The sequence below is a fragment of the Mucilaginibacter agri genome (genome assembly GCF_009928685.1).
Lineage (GTDB): Bacteria > Bacteroidota > Bacteroidia > Sphingobacteriales > Sphingobacteriaceae > Mucilaginibacter > Mucilaginibacter agri.
The window spans coordinates 504,480-523,713 of sequence record NZ_WWEO01000044.1 but is presented as its reverse complement, the minus strand read 5'-3'; the positions used below and the strand labels follow the sequence as shown (position 1 = coordinate 523,713).

17 protein-coding genes are annotated in these 19,234 nt (G+C 43.2%); 11 read left to right on the top strand and 6 right to left on the bottom strand.

The genetic code is table 11. From position 1 onward, the window contains the following. Positions 1 to 124: 124 nt before the first annotated feature. Positions 125 to 595 carry a DoxX family protein gene (locus GSY63_RS18450; RefSeq protein WP_166587306.1) on the top strand — a complete coding sequence of 157 codons (471 nt, stop codon included), beginning with the start codon at positions 125 to 127 and terminating at the stop codon, positions 593 to 595. On the opposite strand, the gene GSY63_RS18445 is transcribed toward GSY63_RS18450, so the two are convergent. Both GSY63_RS18445 and GSY63_RS18440 read right to left on the bottom strand, forming a co-directional pair. Beyond that, positions 592 to 1,908 (bottom strand): M16 family metallopeptidase, encoded by a 1,317-nt coding sequence (locus GSY63_RS18445; protein ID WP_166587305.1) that lies wholly within the window; start codon positions 1,906 to 1,908, stop codon positions 592 to 594. The genes GSY63_RS18450 and GSY63_RS18445 overlap by 4 nt on opposite strands. 118 nt (positions 1,909 to 2,026) lie before the next feature. Next, positions 2,027 to 3,394: a M16 family metallopeptidase gene (locus tag GSY63_RS18440; RefSeq protein WP_166587304.1), complete on the bottom strand. Its 1,368-nt coding sequence runs from the start codon at positions 3,392 to 3,394 to the stop codon at positions 2,027 to 2,029. A gap of 128 nt (positions 3,395 to 3,522) precedes the next feature. Between GSY63_RS18440 and GSY63_RS18435 the strand changes: the two genes are divergently transcribed. Beyond that, positions 3,523 to 4,359 carry a sulfite exporter TauE/SafE family protein gene (locus GSY63_RS18435; protein WP_166587303.1) on the top strand — a complete coding sequence of 279 codons (837 nt, stop codon included), beginning with the start codon at positions 3,523 to 3,525 and terminating at the stop codon, positions 4,357 to 4,359. Positions 4,360 to 4,362: 3 nt separating this feature from the next. Continuing rightward, positions 4,363 to 4,755, top strand: coding sequence for a DUF1634 domain-containing protein (locus tag GSY63_RS18430; RefSeq protein WP_166587302.1), 393 nt, complete (start codon positions 4,363 to 4,365; stop codon positions 4,753 to 4,755). On the opposite strand, the gene GSY63_RS18425 is transcribed toward GSY63_RS18430, so the two are convergent. Continuing rightward, positions 4,752 to 7,196 (bottom strand): outer membrane beta-barrel protein, encoded by a 2,445-nt coding sequence (locus tag GSY63_RS18425; RefSeq protein WP_166587301.1) that lies wholly within the window; start codon positions 7,194 to 7,196, stop codon positions 4,752 to 4,754. The genes GSY63_RS18430 and GSY63_RS18425 overlap by 4 nt on opposite strands. A 224-nt stretch (positions 7,197 to 7,420) precedes the next feature. On the opposite strand from GSY63_RS18425, the gene GSY63_RS18420 reads away from it, so the two are divergent. Next, positions 7,421 to 8,731 carry a serine aminopeptidase domain-containing protein gene (locus tag GSY63_RS18420; protein ID WP_166587300.1) on the top strand — a complete coding sequence of 437 codons (1,311 nt, stop codon included), beginning with the start codon at positions 7,421 to 7,423 and terminating at the stop codon, positions 8,729 to 8,731. A 148-nt stretch (positions 8,732 to 8,879) separates the two neighbouring features. Here GSY63_RS18420 and GSY63_RS18415 read toward each other — a convergent pair whose 3' ends face one another. Continuing rightward, a complete protein-coding gene (locus tag GSY63_RS18415; protein ID WP_166587299.1) occupies positions 8,880 to 9,353 on the bottom strand; it encodes a DinB family protein in 474 nt (157 codons plus the stop codon). A 140-nt stretch (positions 9,354 to 9,493) separates the two neighbouring features. On the opposite strand from GSY63_RS18415, the gene GSY63_RS18410 reads away from it, so the two are divergent. The 6 genes from GSY63_RS18410 (at position 9,494) to GSY63_RS18385 (ending at position 17,018) form a co-directional block, all read left to right on the top strand. Continuing rightward, positions 9,494 to 11,257 carry a DUF885 domain-containing protein gene (locus GSY63_RS18410; protein WP_317168586.1) on the top strand — a complete coding sequence of 588 codons (1,764 nt, stop codon included), beginning with the start codon at positions 9,494 to 9,496 and terminating at the stop codon, positions 11,255 to 11,257. 175 nt (positions 11,258 to 11,432) lie between these two features. After that, the gene (locus GSY63_RS18405) at positions 11,433 to 13,910 is read left to right on the top strand and encodes a DUF5686 and carboxypeptidase regulatory-like domain-containing protein (RefSeq protein ID WP_166587298.1); all 2,478 of its coding nucleotides are present in this window, start codon (positions 11,433 to 11,435) and stop codon (positions 13,908 to 13,910) included. 38 nt (positions 13,911 to 13,948) lie between these two features. Continuing rightward, on the top strand, positions 13,949 to 14,938 hold the full coding sequence (gene mgrA, locus GSY63_RS18400) for an L-glyceraldehyde 3-phosphate reductase (protein ID WP_166587297.1): 990 nt from the start codon (positions 13,949 to 13,951) through the stop codon (positions 14,936 to 14,938). 9 nt (positions 14,939 to 14,947) lie between these two features. Continuing rightward, the gene (locus GSY63_RS18395) at positions 14,948 to 15,922 is read left to right on the top strand and encodes a Gfo/Idh/MocA family protein (protein WP_166587296.1); all 975 of its coding nucleotides are present in this window, start codon (positions 14,948 to 14,950) and stop codon (positions 15,920 to 15,922) included. Positions 15,923 to 15,953: 31 nt separating this feature from the next. Continuing rightward, a complete protein-coding gene (locus GSY63_RS18390) occupies positions 15,954 to 16,475 on the top strand; it encodes a DUF2911 domain-containing protein (protein WP_166587295.1) in 522 nt (173 codons plus the stop codon). A 24-nt stretch (positions 16,476 to 16,499) separates the two neighbouring features. Next, positions 16,500 to 17,018: a hypothetical protein gene (locus tag GSY63_RS18385; protein WP_166587294.1), complete on the top strand. Its 519-nt coding sequence runs from the start codon at positions 16,500 to 16,502 to the stop codon at positions 17,016 to 17,018. Between the two features lie 48 nt (positions 17,019 to 17,066). Here the strand turns inward: GSY63_RS18385 and GSY63_RS18380 are convergent, their stop codons facing one another. Then, positions 17,067 to 17,240 (bottom strand): DUF6496 domain-containing protein, encoded by a 174-nt coding sequence (locus tag GSY63_RS18380; RefSeq protein WP_166587293.1) that lies wholly within the window; start codon positions 17,238 to 17,240, stop codon positions 17,067 to 17,069. Positions 17,241 to 17,499: 259 nt separating this feature from the next. Continuing rightward, on the bottom strand, positions 17,500 to 18,144 hold the full coding sequence (locus GSY63_RS25095) for a CatB-related O-acetyltransferase (protein WP_166587292.1): 645 nt from the start codon (positions 18,142 to 18,144) through the stop codon (positions 17,500 to 17,502). 209 nt (positions 18,145 to 18,353) lie between these two features. On the opposite strand from GSY63_RS25095, the gene GSY63_RS18370 reads away from it, so the two are divergent. Further along, the gene (locus GSY63_RS18370; RefSeq protein ID WP_166587291.1) at positions 18,354 to 19,226 is read left to right on the top strand and encodes a nucleoside phosphorylase; all 873 of its coding nucleotides are present in this window, start codon (positions 18,354 to 18,356) and stop codon (positions 19,224 to 19,226) included. The last annotated feature ends 8 nt before the right edge of the window (positions 19,227 to 19,234 follow it).

Genomic DNA, 19,234 nt, shown 5'->3' with positions numbered 1-19,234 from the left:
CACATAACAACATCGGGCGGGTAGTTTTGTTAAAAAAACTTTATGGGTTAAAGTGCAGATAATGGCTTATTTAATTACATTTATGTTAGCCAATTGTAAATTATTGATCCTTTAATTTTTTGAGATGAAACCACTGATTGTATTAGTGTCTGTTTTCGGGCTGAGCATGCTCTTTAGTTATACTTTTCATCAACGCGAAGACCTTTATTTCAGCGGTCGGTTAGCCTTGTGTGTGATGCTGCTTTTTACCTCCATAGCGCACTTTGTTTTTATAAAAGGTATGGTGCTAATGGTGCCGCCATTTATACCTAATGCCATTAAAAAACTTATTGTAATTATAACCGGGCTTATTGAAATTGCCGGTGCTGCGGGTATTATGCTTTACGAAACCCGGATAACTGCCGGATACCTTTTAGTAATATTTTTAATAGCCATGTTACCCGCTAATGTTTATGCCACCCAGCGCCGCGTAAATATGGAGCAAGGCGATTTTAGCGGACCGGGAATGTACTATCTCATTTTCAGGATACCAATGCAATTGTTTTTGATTGTGTGGACCTACTACTTCGCCATTGCGCATCCATATCCGTTTTAATGTACTTGCATGTTAAATACATCTTCTGCTTGCCTGGCCAGGTTCGGGTCGCCTAAATAGGTCCAGCGGAGGCCGGCTATGTATTTGAGCATGGTGGCGTTAATCTGGTCTGTGGTAACAGCCTCGATCATGTCCGGCAGTTTTTCGGCATATTCCCAACCGCCATTAATTTCGGCCGAACCAAGGTTTGAAGTTATAGCACCCGAGCCCTGCTGTTTGATGTAATTATTGGTGATGAAGCTGCTCTTGAGGTACTTTAATCCTTCGGGCGAGATGCCCAAAACTTTAAAGCGACTTAGCACGCGGTCCATTACTTCAACGGCTTGTTTAGGATCATTGGTGCTTATACTCATGGTGCCGTAAGCCATCTGCAAGCTCACTGCCGACGCAGTTGGGTCGTAGCTCAGGTTTAGCTTGGTACGCAATTCATTAAACAAAGAACCTCCAAGTGCAGATAAACCCATACGGTAAGGCAAAAACTCCAGGCTATTCACCTGTGGTGCGTTAAACGCCGCTGCAATATAATTGGTGGCTAGCTGACGGTTTTCTACATTCAGTTTGTTTTCTTTCCAAACCGGGGCATGGCGGGTTGGTATGGTATATGGTTTTTGGGGAAGCGCGGCAAATGAGGCTTTGATCTTATCCTCCAACTGCTTGCGGGTAATATTGCCAGCTACCACAATAAACATGCGGTTCTTATTAATAAGGTTGTAATAATATTTCTTCAAGGCCTCACCGTTTAGCGGGCTCAGCGTTTGCTCGTTGCCGTCGGGATCAGTAGAATAAGGCGTACCGAAAAAAGCGTTCTGCATCAGCAGGTCATCCAGGTGTTTATCCGGGTCGCTTAGTTGGCCGTTGGCGAAAGTGATGAGTTTGCTTTTGAGGAGCTGCACCTCGGTATCGTCAAAAGTAGGGTTGTTAATAGCTTCAGCAAACAAGTCCCATCCCTGGCTAAAGTACTTGGTTACGCAATCAATACCAATGTTGCCGTAATCATAGGTGGACGAGCCGCCTATGGAGATGCCGAATTCATCGGCCATATCTCTAAATTGATCGGCAGTATATTTTTTAGTGCCACACTCGGTAGCTGCCTTTAAGGCAAAGCTTTCTATACCAGCTTGCGATGGTTGGTAGTTATATACGCCGCCACGATAGTACATACGCATGCTAACCACATCTTTAACGGTGGGTTTAAATATCACTTTCAATCCGTTTACCATAAAGGAGGTGGCGGTATTGGTAGTAGGGGCTTGGGCAAAGCCTGCGCCTGCAATTAGGAATAAGCTATATATGGTGATTATAAATTTCTTCATTGATCAGGATTTACTGAATTAACTAACGATTATTTGTCTTGAACCAGAATTATGAGAATTAATGAATTAGCAGAATTGGTATTAATCTCGATTCCCGATTCTTGTCTCTTGATTCTCTTTACTTCGCTTTAAAAAATGTATTGGGAGCTACCGTTTGTTCCATACCTGGGTTAATTAACAGGCCGGCGCAGTAGGGCTTGTTAATCACATATTTACGTACATAGGCACGCAGATCGTCCTTGGTCATTTTTTTAAGATTGTCGTTATAACCGGTAAAATAATCGAGTGATGCCGAAGCCCACCAAAACGATAACACCTGTGTGAAATCGCTGGTAACTTCTGCCTCGCGGATTGCTTTGATTTCCAATTTACGTTTGGCTGTTGCCAGTTGCTCGTCGGTCACGTAATCGGGCGTATCCCAAAGCGAGATCTGGTGCTTGATCTCATTAAAGCAGGCTTCTACTTTATTAGGGTTTGGTACTACCGTTAAGGTAATAGGCCCCGTGTGGCTAAGCGTAAGATAACTGAAATCAACATTATAAGCCAGGCCCGACTGGATCAATGCCTTGCTTAGTTTCGACGAATTTTGGTCTAGGATATACGAAAATACGTCGGCTGCATAGGTAGATGGGATATCCGACCGCGTATCCGGCCCAAACCAGTTCATCTGGATAATGGGAACATTGGTGAGATTTGATTTTACGACAAAATAATCTGCTTTGGTAAGCGGCTTAAACTCCGGTATAGGCCATTTTTTAAACGGATCGAAGGCAGAAGGTTGCCAACTGCCGAAGAGGGCTGTAACTTCGGCAAATACATCCTCGTGCTTTACATCGCCGGCAATGGTAAGCAACGAATTATTTGGGTAGTAATATTTGTTCTTGATCGAATCCATCAGGGCAGGGGTAGCCGAGCGGATTACATTATGATCGCCGGTTGGGTTTTTGCGACTATACAAGTTGCCCCACATTTTGTGATCCATCGAATCGAGCAATGCGAACGCCGGGGCCGATTCGTGCTGCTGAAATTCCTCATCGACCACAATATTCTCCTTGGCCATTTCTTCCGGATTAAATAAAGGGTAACGTATTGATGAGTTCATCAACTCCAATCCGGGTTTAAGATTAGCACTTGGCAGAGTGAAAAAGTAATTTACGTTTTCGAAAGTGGTTGAGCCGTTAAAATCGATACCCAGTTCGCTAATGCGGTTCATAAAGTCATCCTGCGAAGGGTAATCTTTATTCGCTTTAAAGAACATATGCTCGTAAAGGTGGCTTAGCCCATTAAACTTCGGCGTTTCGGTAAACGATCCGTTTTTAACGGTAATCATAACCGTAGCCAGCGGCACGCTGTTATCTTCTACCACCAATACATCCAAGCCGTTGGGCAACTTGCGCAAAAATATGTTAGATGGTAATTTGCTTTGGGCAAAGAGCTGACAGCAGGTTAAGCAAAATATAAAAAACAGGCAATACTTAGTTCTCATACAATGTTATAAACGCTTAAAGTAAGTATTTGTATTTGATATGTTAAAATTAAGGTTACATTAAAAACCGGAGGCCTAAAAAAGTATTTGCTACTTTAGCGGCGTTAATACCAATCTCCTCGTTGCACATGTCGGTACTCGTTTTAACATTAATTATACTGGTGGGCTCTTATTGCGCTGGCTTACTGGGCTCTTTAACAGGGCTGGGTGGCGGTGTTGTTATTATTCCTTTACTAACTATTGGCCTGGGTGTTAATATCCATTATGCAATCGGTGCATCGTTGGTATCGGTTATTGCAACATCGTCGGGGTCGGCGGCGGCTTATGTGCGCGAGGGTATTACCAATATGCGTATTGGAATGTTTTTAGAAATCGCTACCACTGCTGGCGCGCTGATAGGGGCTATGCTTTCGTTACTTATCCACGCACCTGTTATTGCAGTAATATTCGGCGTAATCCTCATCTTTTCGGCCATCATGTCGCTACGTAAAAAAGATACCACGGTACTGCAAACCGAAAGCCCTTTAGCCCAAAAACTCAAGTTAAATGGTACTTACCCCACACCAGATGGCGAAGTGAAATATGGCGTACGCAAAGTTGGTGGAGGCTTTTTTATGATGCTCTTTGCCGGTATTATTTCCGGGTTGTTGGGCATTGGCTCTGGCTCACTTAAAGTGGTGGCTATGGATAGCATTATGCGCATACCGTTTAAAGTATCAACCACTACCAGTAATTTTATGATAGGCGTTACGGCTGCGGCTAGTGCGGTGGTCTATCTGCAACGTGGTTATATAGAGCCGGGCTTGGCAATGCCGGTTGTTATTGGTGTGTTGCTGGGCGCTTTAACCGGTTCTAAAATATTGGTGCACTCCACCTCATCGGGTTGGTTGCGCTGGGTGTTTGCTGTTATCGTAACCATACTGGCTGTGCAAATGATTTATAATGGTATAACCGGTAAAATTTAAGATATGGCAACTAAAGCAACTAAATTTAAAGATACCGATATCCAATCTATCATAGGTTGGGTTTTACGCCTGGGGGTTTTGGTATCCATGGCTGTGGTTGCCATAGGCGGCGTTATTTACCTCTATCGCCATGGCAGCGAGCATATCGACTATCACGAATTTAAAGGGGTGCCAGAATTTGTGCACACGCTTTCCGGCATATTTCATGGTATTATTACCGGCCGGGGCAGGGCCATTATACAGGCGGGTATTATTTTGTTAATAGCCACCCCGATAATCAGAATTATATTTTCGGCGATTGGCTTTATTATCGAGAAAGATTATCTGTACGTAGGCATCACGCTGCTGGTGCTGCTCATCATCGTCATCGGTATGCTATCGGGCCACGCAGGTTAATTGCCGTTCATCCGTTTTTGCTCATCATTGTTACCCACATTGCGTTTGCGCGAGCCTTTTACGGTGCGCTTGCCAAAGTTGTACACAAAGGTTAAATGCACCATGCGGGTTTGTACTTTATCATAACCACGGAAATCGAGATTTTGGTAATCTACCCGGTATTTATCACGTTGGGTATTAAACAGATCTGAAACGCTGAGCGTAATGCTGCCAGCCTTATCAAATACTTGTTTACTGATACCCGGGTTTAAATAAAATACGGGGCTGTTATTATATAAGCCATAAAATACATCCGATTCGTAGTGCGCATAAACCGTTGCAGCTATAGTCTTAGTTATGGTGAAATCCTGATTAAGATCAAGCACAATATCTTTCGACCATTTATTCAGGCTCCCGGCATAATCTTTAAACTGGTAAACAGAAATATCGGGGTTGAAGTTAACATTCCACCATTTAGTAACCTGCAACGGTATGTTAAACTTGGCGCCAAAGTTGTTCTCCCGCTTTAAATTTCGTTTAGTGGTAATTAAAACTTTGCTGCTGTCGTTTTGAATGAAATAGCTGAAATCAAAAAAATCTGATACGGTAGAAGCATACAATGCCGCACTGAAATTAGACTTATTGGTATAAGCTATCTGGAAATAATCGGCATACTCAGGTTTCAGATACGAATTGCCCATGCGGTAATTATAGTTATCCTGATAGGCAATAATGGGGTTGAGGCTCTCGTAGGCAGGTGGGGTCATCCGTCTGTTATAGTCAAACGTAAGCTGTTGCTCATTACCTAAATTATAGCCGATTTGTATGGTTGGAAACAGGTTAGTAAAATCGCGTTTAAGCTGGTGGTTACGCAACGGGCTATTAGCGTCGGACGACGTACGTTCTACCCGCAAGCCCACATTGTAGCTCAGTTTAGTGCCACTGTTGGTGAAGTTGGCATAGGCTGCTTGCTTGCTCTCTGTATAAATAAACTGATTGGTAAACATTGACACCGGCTGATAGGTGTTGTTGGTAAGGCTGGTGAAATATTGCGTATTATCGCTTTTTACGTAGCTAGCTTTTATGCCCGCCTCCAGTTTGCCATTTTTGGTAAAAGGCGTTGTGTAATCAATTCTTGCCGACCGGTTAACAATCCGCGTTGGCGCATCATTCATCAAGGTATCATTATGATAGGGAGGGTTGCCCATAGGTTGCGCCAGGCTTACCGGGACAGCAAGGCTCACAATATCCTCATACGAGTGGCGGTTGTATATACTCAAATCCAGATCGGCGCTTAGCGTTTGCCTGGTATTGCCCAGTGTGCCGGCGTAGTTAATATTATAGTTTATCTGGTTTCTATCACGTTTTAAGTTTGATAGTGTAGTTATAACTGAGTCTCTTGCGCCGTTAAGCAGCATCTCGGTGTTGGTTTGTTTGTTAAAACGGGCTGTTTCGTCGGTGCCTTTAACTAAAAAACCAATGGTATGTTTCGGGCTGATAAAAAAATCGGCTCCCACGCGGTAATCAAGCGTGGGTGTACTTTGTGTATTATAATAATGGGTATCAAACGTAGTGATATCCGTACCATCCACATTGCGCAGGTTATTAATAGTGTGGTCGGTTTTTACATACCGATAACCAATGCCCCCAAAAATATTGATGTTTTGCGAGCGGTAATTGCCGCTAAAGGCTGCGCCAGCTCTTCCAAACTTTCCATAATCGGCATTAAGGGTGGTGTTGCCATTAAAACCTACATTTTTACCTTTTCTTAATATGATATTAATAACGCCGCCTGTGCCCACAGCATCATATCTGGCCGGCGGGTTAGTAATTAATTCTACTTGCTCAACATCTGCAGCCTGCATACTCTGCAGATACGAGGCCAGGTCGTCGCCTTCCAAACGCACCTGCTTGCCATTTACAAAAATGGTCGCTTTTTGGCCTGCACGTAAAAACACGTCGCCGCTGCTATTAATCTTTACACCCGGCGCCGTGGCTAACACCCCCATTACAGACGAACCCGACGCCAGTATACCATGATCCAGATTTATAGTGGTTTTATCTGGTCTTATTTCCAGGTATTTACGTTTATCGGTTACAATTACCTCGCTCAGATTCACCTGCGAAGGAAGTAGTTTCAGGGTATCGGCATTAATAGTTTTGTTATTAGTAACCAGAAAGGGCCCGCTGTAAATTTTATGGTATCCCGTTTTAGTAACTTGCAGAATATATTTGTCGGGTTTAAGGCCGGTGAACTGAAAAAAACCATTTTTATTACTAACTGTCGACTGTACATAGGAAGAGTCACGCAACCGCATTAGCGCTACGGTAGCTGCGTCTGCACCTGTAAGTGTTTCATTAACAACTTTGCCTTGCAAGCTGGAAATTTTGGTTTGAGCATAGCAGAAACGTACGATACCGGAGAGAACAAGCAATAAAACACAAGTAAAAGTTCTTTTCATTAACGGGGTCAGTATCGTGGGGTTTAGTTTCGCCTAAAATAGTAAGTTATTGTAATAAGTTTTTGACACAATGATGATTTTTTTACGATTATATAATATTTTAGTTACAAATTATTTAAATATAGCCCATGTTTTTTGAATTGTTAAGAAATTGCGGGCTGTTGTAACGAAATATTAATATTGATAAAGTATTAATTAACTTCGCATCCGATACAAGTATGTCAATGAAGAAATTGCTCTTAGTGTTTATCGTACTCGCAGTAAATGCGTACGCGCAGTCAGAACCCAAGAATTATAAAGTAGCCATCACCCGGTTTCAGCAATATTATAATCTTAACCAGCCCGATAGCATATTCAGTATGTTTTCGCCTGATGTGAGGGTGTCTTTACCAGAGGATAAAAATCAGCAAATGATTAGTCAGCTGCAATCGCAGTTAGGTCGCCTGCAGCAGATTTCATTTTTAAGTTATGATAAGGGGATAGCCACCTATAAGGCAGATTTTACCAAATCTATTTTGGCAATGAAAGTTAGCCTTAATGATAAAAATCAGTTGGGGGGCTTATTGTTCGATAATTACGTAAGCCCATCTGACGCGGCTAAAGCAGCTAATGCTTTAAAATTATTAAACGTAGACCCTGCCCTTGGCGAATCTACCTACACCGTAAAAGGTTTTGCCGGTAATATTGTGGGTACTTTAACTATGCCCGAAAAGCCTGCTGGCAAAATACCGGTGGTAATTATTGTGGCCGGATCTGGCACCGACCGTAATGGCAATAACCCTAATCCTAAGTTTACCCTTAACACCAATGCTTATAAAGATTTGGCTATTGCTTTGCGCCAAAGTGGTATTGCCAGTTTAAGATACGATAAACGTACAATAGGCGAGAGTGTGAGCAGTACCAAAGAAAATCAACTGCGTTTAGAAGATCATATTGAAGATGCTATGGGCATTATTAACAAACTTCATGACGATGAACGTTTCTCTAAGGTAGTTGTGTTGGGCCATGGCGAAGGTTCTTTGGTAGGCATTATAGCATCTGAAGAAACACCGGTTGGTGCGGTTATTTCTGTTGAAGGAGCTGCACAACCGGCTTATTATCTACTTAAACAACAAGCTAAAGAGCAGCCGGATTATATATCAACCCGCTATAGTAAACTGATTGACAGTTTGGCTAAAACAGGTAAAATACAAAATGATGTGGATGCTTCGCTGTATCCTTTCATTCGTCCAAGCATTCAAACTTATCTGTTATCGTGGATGAGGTACACGCCTTTCCGCGAGTTAAAGAAATTAAAAGTACCCGTGTTGCTGGTGCAGGGTAGCACTGATTTATTGATAAAACCCGACGAAGCCGATAAATTAAAGAAAGCGAAAACGGAAGCAACGTTGCTGATGATCCCTAACATGAACTACGTTTTAAAGGAAGCACCGGCTGACCGCGATAAAAACCTCGAAACTTACACTCAACCCGATTTGCCGTTAAAGCCAGAGTTGGTAACGGGAGTGGTTAACTTTATTGATAAGTTAAAGTAGGAAAATCGGAATCGGGCAAAAATCCGGTTCGATTATAAGATTTTGTAATTCGACGATAGGAGAAATCTTCTGCATTAAGCCACTTGCAAATAGCAGAAGATTTCTCAGTCATTCCTCCTTCGAAATGACAAAGTGAGTGATGGATATTTTACTTCCAAGCCCCCAACAATCTCCTAATAATAATAATCTCGCTGATGTGGTAACTGGTATGGTCGGCCATTTGTAGCGCTTCGCGCAGGATGCTTTGGCCATCGCCATGTGGCAGTTCCTTGTAAATATTATCTTTTTTCAACAGGTTGATAAAAGACTCCAAATCAATATTGATTTGATTAATGGAATTTTTCCAGGCGGTTTCGTCAGATGGTGCTGCCTCTTTAGGCCAAAAATCGTCGGGCCATTTGGGCGATTGATGGTTAGGGTCTCGGCTAAACTCCAGCATGTCCCATTGCGCAATGCGGATGTGCTCAACCAGTTGCCAAATGCTATAGGGTAATTTTTCGGGTGTGACGCCACGCAATTCAGCGGGCAGGCCTGCTACAGCATCCTTTAACGACGCGTGTGCAGTGCCGCCACGTAATAATTTCTCCAGTTCGTTTATCAGTATATCGTGCTGTTTGTCCATTACTTAAGTGTTTGTGTTCATAACAGTTTGAAGCCATATTGGTTGTGTGATTTTTGTAAAGCTGTGTTTACAAAGGCGCTTAATTATAAAAACTTAGTGTAAATGTTTAAGTTTAGCCCGATTTTAAACCCCTGCTCAAAGTGATCAAAAAGTCAGTTTTAATTGCCGCAGTTGCGCTTAGTTTCTTTTACGGATGTAAAAAAGATGGAGCGGGTGTAGCACCACAGCAAAAAGATAGTTCGGCCTTTACCGCTTACGAAGGTCGTTTTCTGGAAGAATTATGGAAACATAACCCCGACTGGGCAACCCAAACGGGCTATCATAAATACGATAGTTTATTGCTGGTTCCTAATTCTGATAACAGGCAAAAGCTACTCACCTTTACCAAAAGGCAGCTAGACTCATTGGGTAACTTCGAACTTAACACACTTTCCGAAGCCAGTAAGATCGACTATCACCTGATAGAAAACCAGATGCAGAGCATGCAGTGGGCTATTCAACAACAAAAAGCTTATGAGTGGGATCCGGGTACTTATAACCTTATCGGATCATTTGCCTATATCCTCAACGAAAAATACGAGCCTTTGGAGAAGCGCCTGCGGAGTTTTTACATGAAAATGGAAGACATCCCGGCCTATTTTAAAGAAGCAGAAAAGCAGATTAAAAACCCCGTGCCCGAGTTAACCAGCTTAACCATAGACCAGCTTACCGGCGGTGTATCTGTTTTTGAGGGAGATTATGCCGACTCGTTAAAGAAAACCAGCATCCCGAAAGATGAGCAGAAGAAAATGCTCGACAGGGCTAAGTTATCTGCCGACGCTATTAAAGCTTATGCCGCCTGGTTAAAAGATTTAAAGAACGATCATCCACGCAGTTTCCGTTTGGGTAAGGAGCTTTATCAGGATAAATTTAAATATGATATCCAGTCGGGCAGTACGCCGCAGCAGATCTTCAACGCGGCAACCGAACGCAAGAAATACCTGCACCGCGAGATGGCCAAATATAGCAAGCAGTTGTGGCCAAAGTATTTCGGCAAAACGCCTATGCCAACAGATTCGCTGGAGCTGATCGGCAAGATGATCGACACGCTATCGGCCAAACACGTGCAGCCAGACGATTTCCAGTCGGCCATAGCAGCGCAAATTCCTAAGCTTACCGAGTTTGTTAAAAGCAAAAACCTATTATATATCGACCCAACAAAACCTTTGGTAGTGCGCAAAGAGCCTGCCTATATGGCTGGCGTGGCTGGTGCATCTGTAAGTTCGCCGGGGCCGTATGATAAAAATGGTAACACCTATTTTAACGTCGGCAGTTTGAGCGGTTGGCCCGCCGCCAAAGCCGAAAGCTATTTGCGCGAATACAATCAGTACATGCTTCAAATACTATGTATTCATGAAGCTATCCCAGGACATTATACGCAACTGGTTTATTCTAATAAATCGCCGAGTTTGATTAAGTCTGTTTTAGGCAACGGTGCCATGGTAGAAGGCTGGGCGGTATACACCGAACAAATGATGCTGGAGAACGGTTTCGGCGGCAATGAGCCCGAAATGTGGCTGATGTGGTATAAGTGGAACCTGCGTTCGGTTTGTAATGCTATTATTGATTATAGTGTTCATACCGGTAACATGACCAAAGAACAAGTTGTTAAAATGCTGACCAAAGAGGCCTTTCAACAACAAGCCGAAGCCGAAGGCAAATGGAAACGTGTGAGTGTAAGCAGCGTACAGCTAACCAGCTACTACACCGGCTACAAAGAAATTATAGACCTGCGCGAAGCCTACAAGAAGAAAATGGGCGACAAGTTTAAACTCAAAGACTTTAACGAAAAGTTCCTGAGCTACGGCAGCGCCCCCGTTAAATACATCAGCGAATCGATGCTGAAGGTGGAACAGAAAAAGTAGTTTTGGAGAAGTGAGTATCGAGTATCAGGTATCAAGGTAGAATGAATAATACCGATGAAAGTGTCTTGATACTCGATACTCACTACTCGATACTAATACAGTCTTTAACATAATTTAACACGCCTCCCACCGTTTTCATTACAAATAATTTTCATCTTTAGGGCAATACCTGCCTATGACTAAGAAATCGCTGTTATCAATCTTATTGTTTTTATTCACATGTTCGGCCGTCTGGGCGCAACAGGTTACTATAAGTGGTAATATTAAAGATGACACCGGTAAGCCCATCCCTTTCGCAAGCATCCTGATCAGAAATACAACCCGTGGTACGTCTGCCAACAGCGAGGGACAATACAGCCTGAAATTAGCCCCCGGTAAATATGAGCTGATTTACAAAGCTATCGGCTTTCAGCAACAGGATAGAGAGTTAGACTTGCAGCAAAACCTAACGGTAAACGTAGAACTTAATACAGCAGCATATCAATTAAAAGATGTGATCATCCGCCCCGGTGGGGAAGACCCAGCTTATGCTATTATTCGCAAGGCCATTCGTAAACGTAAAACTTATTTGAGCGAGGTTAACGCTTATACTACCGATGTTTACCTTAAAGGCTTGCAGAAGTTATTGGGAGCCCCAAAGAAATTTTTAGGCCGAGATATTAATCAGATTGGCCGCGAAATTGGCCTTGACTCCAACCGCCGGGGCATTGTATATCTGTCAGAATCGCAATCTAAACTCAGCTTTCAGAAACCCGACCAGGTACACGAAGAAATGATCTCGTCAAAAGTATCGGGCAGCAACCGGGCTTTCAGCTTCAACCGTGCATCCGACGTTAAAGTAAACCTGTACGAAAACTTTCAATACTGGGACCAACTAAGTAACCGACCGCTCATATCACCGATAGCAGATAATGCCCTTAATTTTTACAACTACAAATGGCTGGGTACCATTGAAGAAAACGGCGAAACCATCAATAAAATTCAGCTGATACCTAAGCATAGTTTCGAACCCGTATTTAGCGGCTTGATCTATATTATTGAAGACAGCTGGCGCATCCATAGTTTCGATATGGAGATTACCAAAAGCGCTAACCTCAATATTGTTGACACTCTTAAAGTAAAAGAGCAATACATGCCAGTTGGTAAGAAGGCATGGATGCCGGCTTCCGTTAAGTTTGAGTTTACGGGTGGATTGTTTGGCTTTAGGTTTGGCGGTTATTTCATTGCAGTATACAGTAATTACGATCTCGACCCTAAATTTAATAATAAGGAGTTTGCAGAGGTGTTGCGCGTTCCGCAAGGCGTAAACAAAAAAGACTCGTTATACTGGCAGCAGCAACGACCTGTTCCGCTTACTAATGAAGAAACGGTAGACTATCAAAAGAAAGCCGTACTCGCTGCCAAGCGCGAATCCAAACCTTATCTCGATTCGCTCGACAGAGTATATAATAAAGTTACGCCGGGTAAATTGCTGTTTACGGGCATAAACCACCGTAATCGTTTTGATAAAGAGTATCTCTACTTAAATCCGATACTTCCATCCCTGCTTTATAACACTGTAGAAGGTGTTGCCATTAACTATGGGGCAAGCTTTGTTAAACAGATAGATAGTGTAAATAATAAATACCTGCGCCTCGGAGCAAATGCGCGCTATGGCTTTAGCGATAAGATATTTAGCCTGAACGGTTATGGCACCATCCCGGTAAATAGCTTTACGCTTGGGTTTAGCGGTGGTACGGGTATTTACGATCTTAACAATACGGAGCCTATCTCGGCGTTTCATAATACTTACAATACCTTGTTAAGGAGGCGCAACCTGCAAAAGCTTTACGAAAAGCAATTTGGCGAGGTGTCTTTATCGCGTAGGATTGTTGGAGGGTGGAAAGCAAGTGTTTCTACAGAATATGCAAACCGAAAATGGTTGCCTAACAGCTCCGACTTTAGTTTTTTCTACAAAGACAAAGCCTTTACATCAAACAACCCGCTTACGCCAGATGTAGATCAGCCACTGTTTCCCGAGAACCAGTCTCTAACGGTGAATATCAGCACCAGTTACGATTTCAGCAATAAGTATGTTACTTATCCAACCGGTAGATATTACCTGCCATCCAAATATCCTAAACTCGAGGTAAATTACACCAAGGGTATTAAAAACGTATTTGGCTCCGATGTTGACTACGATCTGCTGTCGGTTAATCTTTCTAAAGAAGATCTCAACATGGGTAAGTTCGGTAAATCGGCTTTTTATGTTGGCGCCGGTAAGTTTTTAAATGCCAATAAATTGTATTACCCCGACTACGCCCAGTTTTATGGTAACGATGGTTTTGCCTACCGTATAGCACCTAATCGTTTTCTGTTGCTTAATATGTATAACTACAGTACATCCGACGAATATTTAGAAGCCCATTACGAACATAATTTTTCAGGATACATCCTCAATAATATCCCGTTAATCCGTAAGCTAAAATTGCAGGAGATTGTAAACTTGAACTATCTGACCACCCCAGTGATCAAAAACTATTACGAGGCTGCCTTTGGCGTGCAATACTTAAATTTCAGGCTGATGTATGCCATGTCGTTTAAAGATGAACGTAGGTTAAACTCTGGGTTAAGGTTAGGTATTATCTTGCCGCAACGCCCGGGTGTTCGCTAAAAATTCTAAATTAGCGTCCAAAAATAAACCAACACATCATGACCTATATACCATCGGTTGATCGTTACAAAAATATGGAATACCGCCGTTGCGGTAAAAGTGGTATTAAACTGCCTGCCGTGTCGCTCGGCCTGTGGCATAACTTTGGCCACGTAGATGTTTTAGAGCATTTTCGCAAAACATTGCACCTGGCTTTTGACAGTGGTATCACCCACTTCGATTTGGCAAACAATTATGGGCCGCCTCCGGGTTCGGCCGAAGAAAACTTTGGCAAGCTATTAAGAGAAGATTTTGGCGGATACCGCGACGAGATGATCATCTCGAGCAAAGCCGGCTACACCATGTGGGATGGCCCTTATGGCGATTGGGGTTCTAAAAAATACCTGGTAGCCAGCTTAGACCAGAGCCTTAAACGCATGGGCCTGGATTATGTAGATATTTTCTATCACCATCGCCCGGATCCCGAAACCCCACTTGAGGAAACCCTGACGGCTTTAGATCTGATCGTTCGTCAGGGTAAAGCACTTTATGTAGGTATCTCTAATTATCCTGCCGACGAAGCTCAAAAAGCTATTGATATATTAAAGAAGCTAGGCACACCATGCCTCATCCACCAACCTAAATACTCGATGTTTGAGCGTTGGGTTGAGGGCGGTTTGCTCGACGTATTGGAGAAAGACGGTGTTGGCTGTATCCCTTTTTCGCCATTGGCACAGGGACTTTTGACCAATAAATACTTGCATGGTATTCCGGAAGATTCCCGTGCTGCGAAATCAACCGGATTTCTGCAAACCAGCCAGGTTACAGAAGAAACCATCGGCAAAGTGCGTGCTTTGAATGAGATCGCTTTACAACGCGGACAAACTTTAGCGCAAATGGCTTTATCGTGGTTGTTGAAAGACCCACGGGTTACTTCGGTATTGATTGGTGCGAGCAGACCAGAGCAGTTAGCTGACTCGTTAAAATGTTTGGACAACACCAAATTCAGCAGCGAAGAACTGGCTAAAATTGAAGCTATTTTAAAATAAGCAGCCCGTATGAAGCAAATCAAATGGGGGATTATAGGCTGCGGTAACGTAACAGAACTTAAAAGCGGACCTGCATTTAACAAAGTGCCTAATAGCAAATTGGTGGCCGTAATGCGCAGAGATGGCGCAAAGGCTGCCGACTATGCCCAACGCCACGGTGTTGAGCAATGGTTTGATGATGCTGAAAAAATGATGGACGAAGCCGGGTTAGACGCTGTATACGTGGCAACTCCTCCAGCACAGCATTTAGATTACGTGTTACGCGGACTGGAAAAGGGCTTTAATATGTATGTAGAGAAACCCGTTACCCGCAACGCCGACGAGGCCCGCCAGATGGCAAAGGCCGTAGCTGCCAGCAATAGCAAACTTACGGTTGCTCATTATCGCCGCGCTTTACCCATGTTTTTACACGTTAAAAAACTGATTGAAGATGGCGCGGTAGGAGAGATCCGTACCGTGCAGATCAGGATGTGGAAAACGGAGAACGCCGAAATGATTGCCAAAACAGATAGCAACTGGCGCGTACATCCGGAGTTATCTGGCGGTGGTTATTTTCACGATCTGGCACCGCACCAGTTAGATCTGATGCTGTACTATTTTGGAAGACCAAAAGCATCGCATGGCTACTCGCTCAACCAAACCAAAAAATATCCTGCAGACGACCATGTTTGTGGCGAGATATTATTTGAGAATGGTGTTGTGGTAAACGGATCGTGGTGCTTTAACGTTGGCCCCAGCCAGGTAACAGACAGCTGCGAAATTGTGGGTACTAAAGGCAAAATCACCTTCCCGTTTTTTGGTACCACCGTTACGCTTGAAGATGAAGCCGGCAAAGACACCATCACTTTTACCCATCCACAGCATATACAGCAACCACACATTGCCAATATTGTAGCCTACTTTAATGGTGAACGCGATAATCCATGCAGCATTGAGGAGGCCGTAACGCTGATGGAAATTTTAGATTCTTTTACGCAGAAATAAAACTTACAACACATTTAAAATCAAAATCCTAATGAAAAAACTAATGTTATTTGTTGTGCTTGCAGTTTGCACTTTAGGCGCATTCACGGTTTCGGCACAAACTACTGATAAAAGCAAAAGGCCAAGCCCGCCAGATACCGTAAAAGCTACCACCCAAAACGGTGTAGCTATTGAAGTTGCCTACAGCCAACCCGCCTTAAAAGGCCGCGCTATCGGTACCGAAATTGCACCTTATGGAAAAGTATGGCGTACCGGGGCTAACGAGGCTACTACCATTTCTTTCAGCAAAAACGTAACTTTAGGTGGAAAAGCTTTACCAGCAGGCAAATACAGTTTGTACTCTATCCCTGGCGAAAAGGAGTGGGTTATTATTATTAACAAGATAGCCATGCAATCGGGTATGGAATACAAAGAGGCTGAAGACGCGTTGCGCGTAACGGTAAAAACCGAAAAAACTTCACCTTCGGTAGAGCGTTTGAAATTTATGATCGATCCATCTGGCAAAATTTCTTTTGTTTGGGGCGAGAAAATGGTTTCTTTTGTAGTGAAATAAACGACTCAACAACAATACGTTATAATGAAAAGGCCTGGCACGCTTACTTTTGTTTTACTGTTACTGATTGGTGCTGCCGCCAAGGCGCAAACCTATTCGGTACCGGTAAGTTACAAAATGGTTAACCAGGCAGATTTTATTAAGTATGAGCCGGATGTGATCCGTACGGTAGATTGGCTGGAGCAAACCCCCTGGACGGAAGAACCCCAGAAAAGACGCGCCGCTACCGACTTTTTATTTAAATGGATCCAGGATTCGCCAACCATTACCATGGAGCTGATGCCCGCACTAATGGACCTTACAGACCGGAATAATAAGCTACTGGCCATTTTTATGGGGGCGTATGTTAAATACGCCATTGGTTATCCGGACTATACTAAGGACGCTGCCAATTTTGCTGCGGTAAAGGCATTGATTGCTAAGTACAAGGCAGAGCCTACCCATACTAAAGACCGGGATATAGAGCGCCTGATAAAATTAGATAAAGACGGGCAATTGGAAGATTGGGTACATACAGAGTATCAAAAGCCAGCCCAACAATAAATAAACAAGAAGGCCCCGATTTATTGGGGCCTTCTTGTTATTGTACTATTATTTCTTCTTCGGAACTTTTGCGCCTTCTTTACGCGCTTCGGAAAGGCCGATAGCAATAGCCTGTTTTTTACTGGTCACCTTTTTACCGCTGCCGCTTTTTAATTTGCCTTCCTTCATTTCGTGCATGGTTTCGCCAACCTTCTCCTGCGCTTTTTCTGAATACTTTGCCATGATATTAATGTTTTAAATAGATGCTTGGTGTAGAGCAAACAGCGAGCCAAAGAGAGAATCTGGAATCGAGAGTCAAGAATTGGGACGAAAAATCAAGCACTCTCCGTCTTCCCGAACTTGTTTCGGGATCCCACGTGCTTGGCGTACGACATACCTGTCCAGTGGGGTGCTGAAACAAGTTCAGCATGACGGGTTTATAGCATTCGGGAACGTTGAGAGAAGTATCTCGATTCTTGACTCTCGATTCCCGATTCTCTTCCTAAACCCTCTCTAACGCCTCGATATCACCAGAGTTAATCACCTTCACATGCTCGGTGATCTTTGCAACATCCCAGTTCCACCAGGCTATGTTTAGTAGTCGTTTTATCGTAGCTTCATCAAAACGCATGCGAATGATCTGGGCTGGATTGCCACCAACAATGGCATAGTCGGGTACGTTTTTAGTTACTACAGAGCCAGTGGCTATAATGGCACCATTGCCAATTTTAACACCAGGCATAATGGTAACGCCGTAACCTATCCAAACATCGTTACCAATAATGGTATCACCTTTGAAAGGATATTTTTGTTGATGTTCAACGTCTTCGTTCACCACTTCCCAGCCATTGCCGAATATGGCGAAAGGGTAGGTGGAGATAGGTTTAACTTCGTGATTAGCGCCATTCATAATGAATTTTACACCCGAGGCTATAGCGCAGAACTTGCCGATTACCAGCTTATCGCCCAGGAAATCGAAGTGATATAAAACATTTTTTTCGAAATTGTATGGGTCTTCGTGGTCGTCGTAATAAGTGTAATCGCCCACTACTATATTTGGGCGGGTAATAATATTTTTAAGGAACACCAGTTTATTGTAGGTAGCCAATGGATAAACCACAGCCATGTCGGGACCTTTTTGTGTCATAAATAAAATACTTTAGGGTTTTAAAGAATAAGCTGTTAAAAACAGATTAGCACGGGTGTTTGTAGTGACCTGTGATCTCTAAAAAAGAAGATAAAAGCTTTTGCCGACAGGTCGGGTTATATTACCATTGGAGTAATGCCTTATGGTTTAAGGACATACAAAAATAGTAATTTTTGCATACCTGCAAGGCGAGATATAAATTTATAATAATGTACACAATACCGAGCACGGACCTCATACTAAACGCAGATGGGAGCGCATACCATCTGAATCTTTTACCTCAAGATATTGCCGATACCATAATTTTAGTAGGCGACCCAGACCGCGTTACGGAAGTAAGCAAACATTTTGATTCGATTGAACTGCGAAAAGGCAAGCGCGAATTTATAACCCATACGGGATACATGGCCGGTAAGCGTATGTCGGTAGTCTCTACGGGTATAGGTACGGATAATATTGATATAGTGCTTAATGAACTCGATGCACTGGTAAATATCGACCTGAAAACGCGCGTTGTGCATCAGGAGCTAAAAAAATTAAACCTGGTTCGCATAGGTACCTCCGGAATTGTGCAAGCCGATATAGAGGTTGATAGTCTGTTGGTTTCTGAAGCTGCTATAGGGCTCGATGCGTTAATGCATTATTACAAGCATGCCTTAACTGAAGAACAGGAACAGATGCTAAGTGCCTTTGCATATGCACTACCTCAGGAAATAGTTCACCGGCCGTATCTATCTATAGCAGACGAGTACCTTCTAAAAACTTTAGGTGAAGGCATACAGCAAAGCGTTACCATTACTGCACCTGGTTTTTATGCACCGCAAGGCAGGCAGATCAGGGCACAATCGACTATGCCACAATTGCTTGATATTATTGAAAAATTTAAGTTTAAAAATAAGCGGATCACCAACCTAGAGATGGAAACTGCCGGTATTTATGGTATGGCCACCGCTTTAGGGCATAGAGCTATATCGTTCAATGTGCTATTAGCCAACCGGATAACCGATAAGTTTAGCACGCAGCCTGCTGAGATTATGGATAGGTATATTGTAGAGGTATTGAGCCGGGTAGCGAGGTTGTAAAAAAGTAT

Coding starts and splice junctions, on each gene's coding strand:
- GSY63_RS18380 (WP_166587293.1), bottom strand. CDS start 17,240: ATGGCAAAGTATTCAGAAAAAGCGCAGGAGAAGGTTGGCGAAACCATG.
- GSY63_RS25095 (WP_166587292.1), bottom strand. CDS start 18,144: ATGACACAAAAAGGTCCCGACATGGCTGTGGTTTATCCATTGGCTACC.
- GSY63_RS18440 (WP_166587304.1), bottom strand. CDS start 3,394: ATGAGAACTAAGTATTGCCTGTTTTTTATATTTTGCTTAACCTGCTGT.
- GSY63_RS18415 (WP_166587299.1), bottom strand. CDS start 9,353: ATGGACAAACAGCACGATATACTGATAAACGAACTGGAGAAATTATTA.
- GSY63_RS18425 (WP_166587301.1), bottom strand. CDS start 7,196: ATGAAAAGAACTTTTACTTGTGTTTTATTGCTTGTTCTCTCCGGTATC.
- GSY63_RS18405 (WP_166587298.1), top strand. CDS start 11,433: ATGACTAAGAAATCGCTGTTATCAATCTTATTGTTTTTATTCACATGT.
- GSY63_RS18395 (WP_166587296.1), top strand. CDS start 14,948: ATGAAGCAAATCAAATGGGGGATTATAGGCTGCGGTAACGTAACAGAA.
- GSY63_RS18435 (WP_166587303.1), top strand. CDS start 3,523: ATGTCGGTACTCGTTTTAACATTAATTATACTGGTGGGCTCTTATTGC.
- mgrA (WP_166587297.1), top strand. CDS start 13,949: ATGACCTATATACCATCGGTTGATCGTTACAAAAATATGGAATACCGC.
- GSY63_RS18385 (WP_166587294.1), top strand. CDS start 16,500: ATGAAAAGGCCTGGCACGCTTACTTTTGTTTTACTGTTACTGATTGGT.
- GSY63_RS18450 (WP_166587306.1), top strand. CDS start 125: ATGAAACCACTGATTGTATTAGTGTCTGTTTTCGGGCTGAGCATGCTC.
- GSY63_RS18430 (WP_166587302.1), top strand. CDS start 4,363: ATGGCAACTAAAGCAACTAAATTTAAAGATACCGATATCCAATCTATC.
- GSY63_RS18420 (WP_166587300.1), top strand. CDS start 7,421: ATGAAGAAATTGCTCTTAGTGTTTATCGTACTCGCAGTAAATGCGTAC.
- GSY63_RS18390 (WP_166587295.1), top strand. CDS start 15,954: ATGAAAAAACTAATGTTATTTGTTGTGCTTGCAGTTTGCACTTTAGGC.
- GSY63_RS18445 (WP_166587305.1), bottom strand. CDS start 1,908: ATGAAGAAATTTATAATCACCATATATAGCTTATTCCTAATTGCAGGC.
- GSY63_RS18370 (WP_166587291.1), top strand. CDS start 18,354: ATGTACACAATACCGAGCACGGACCTCATACTAAACGCAGATGGGAGC.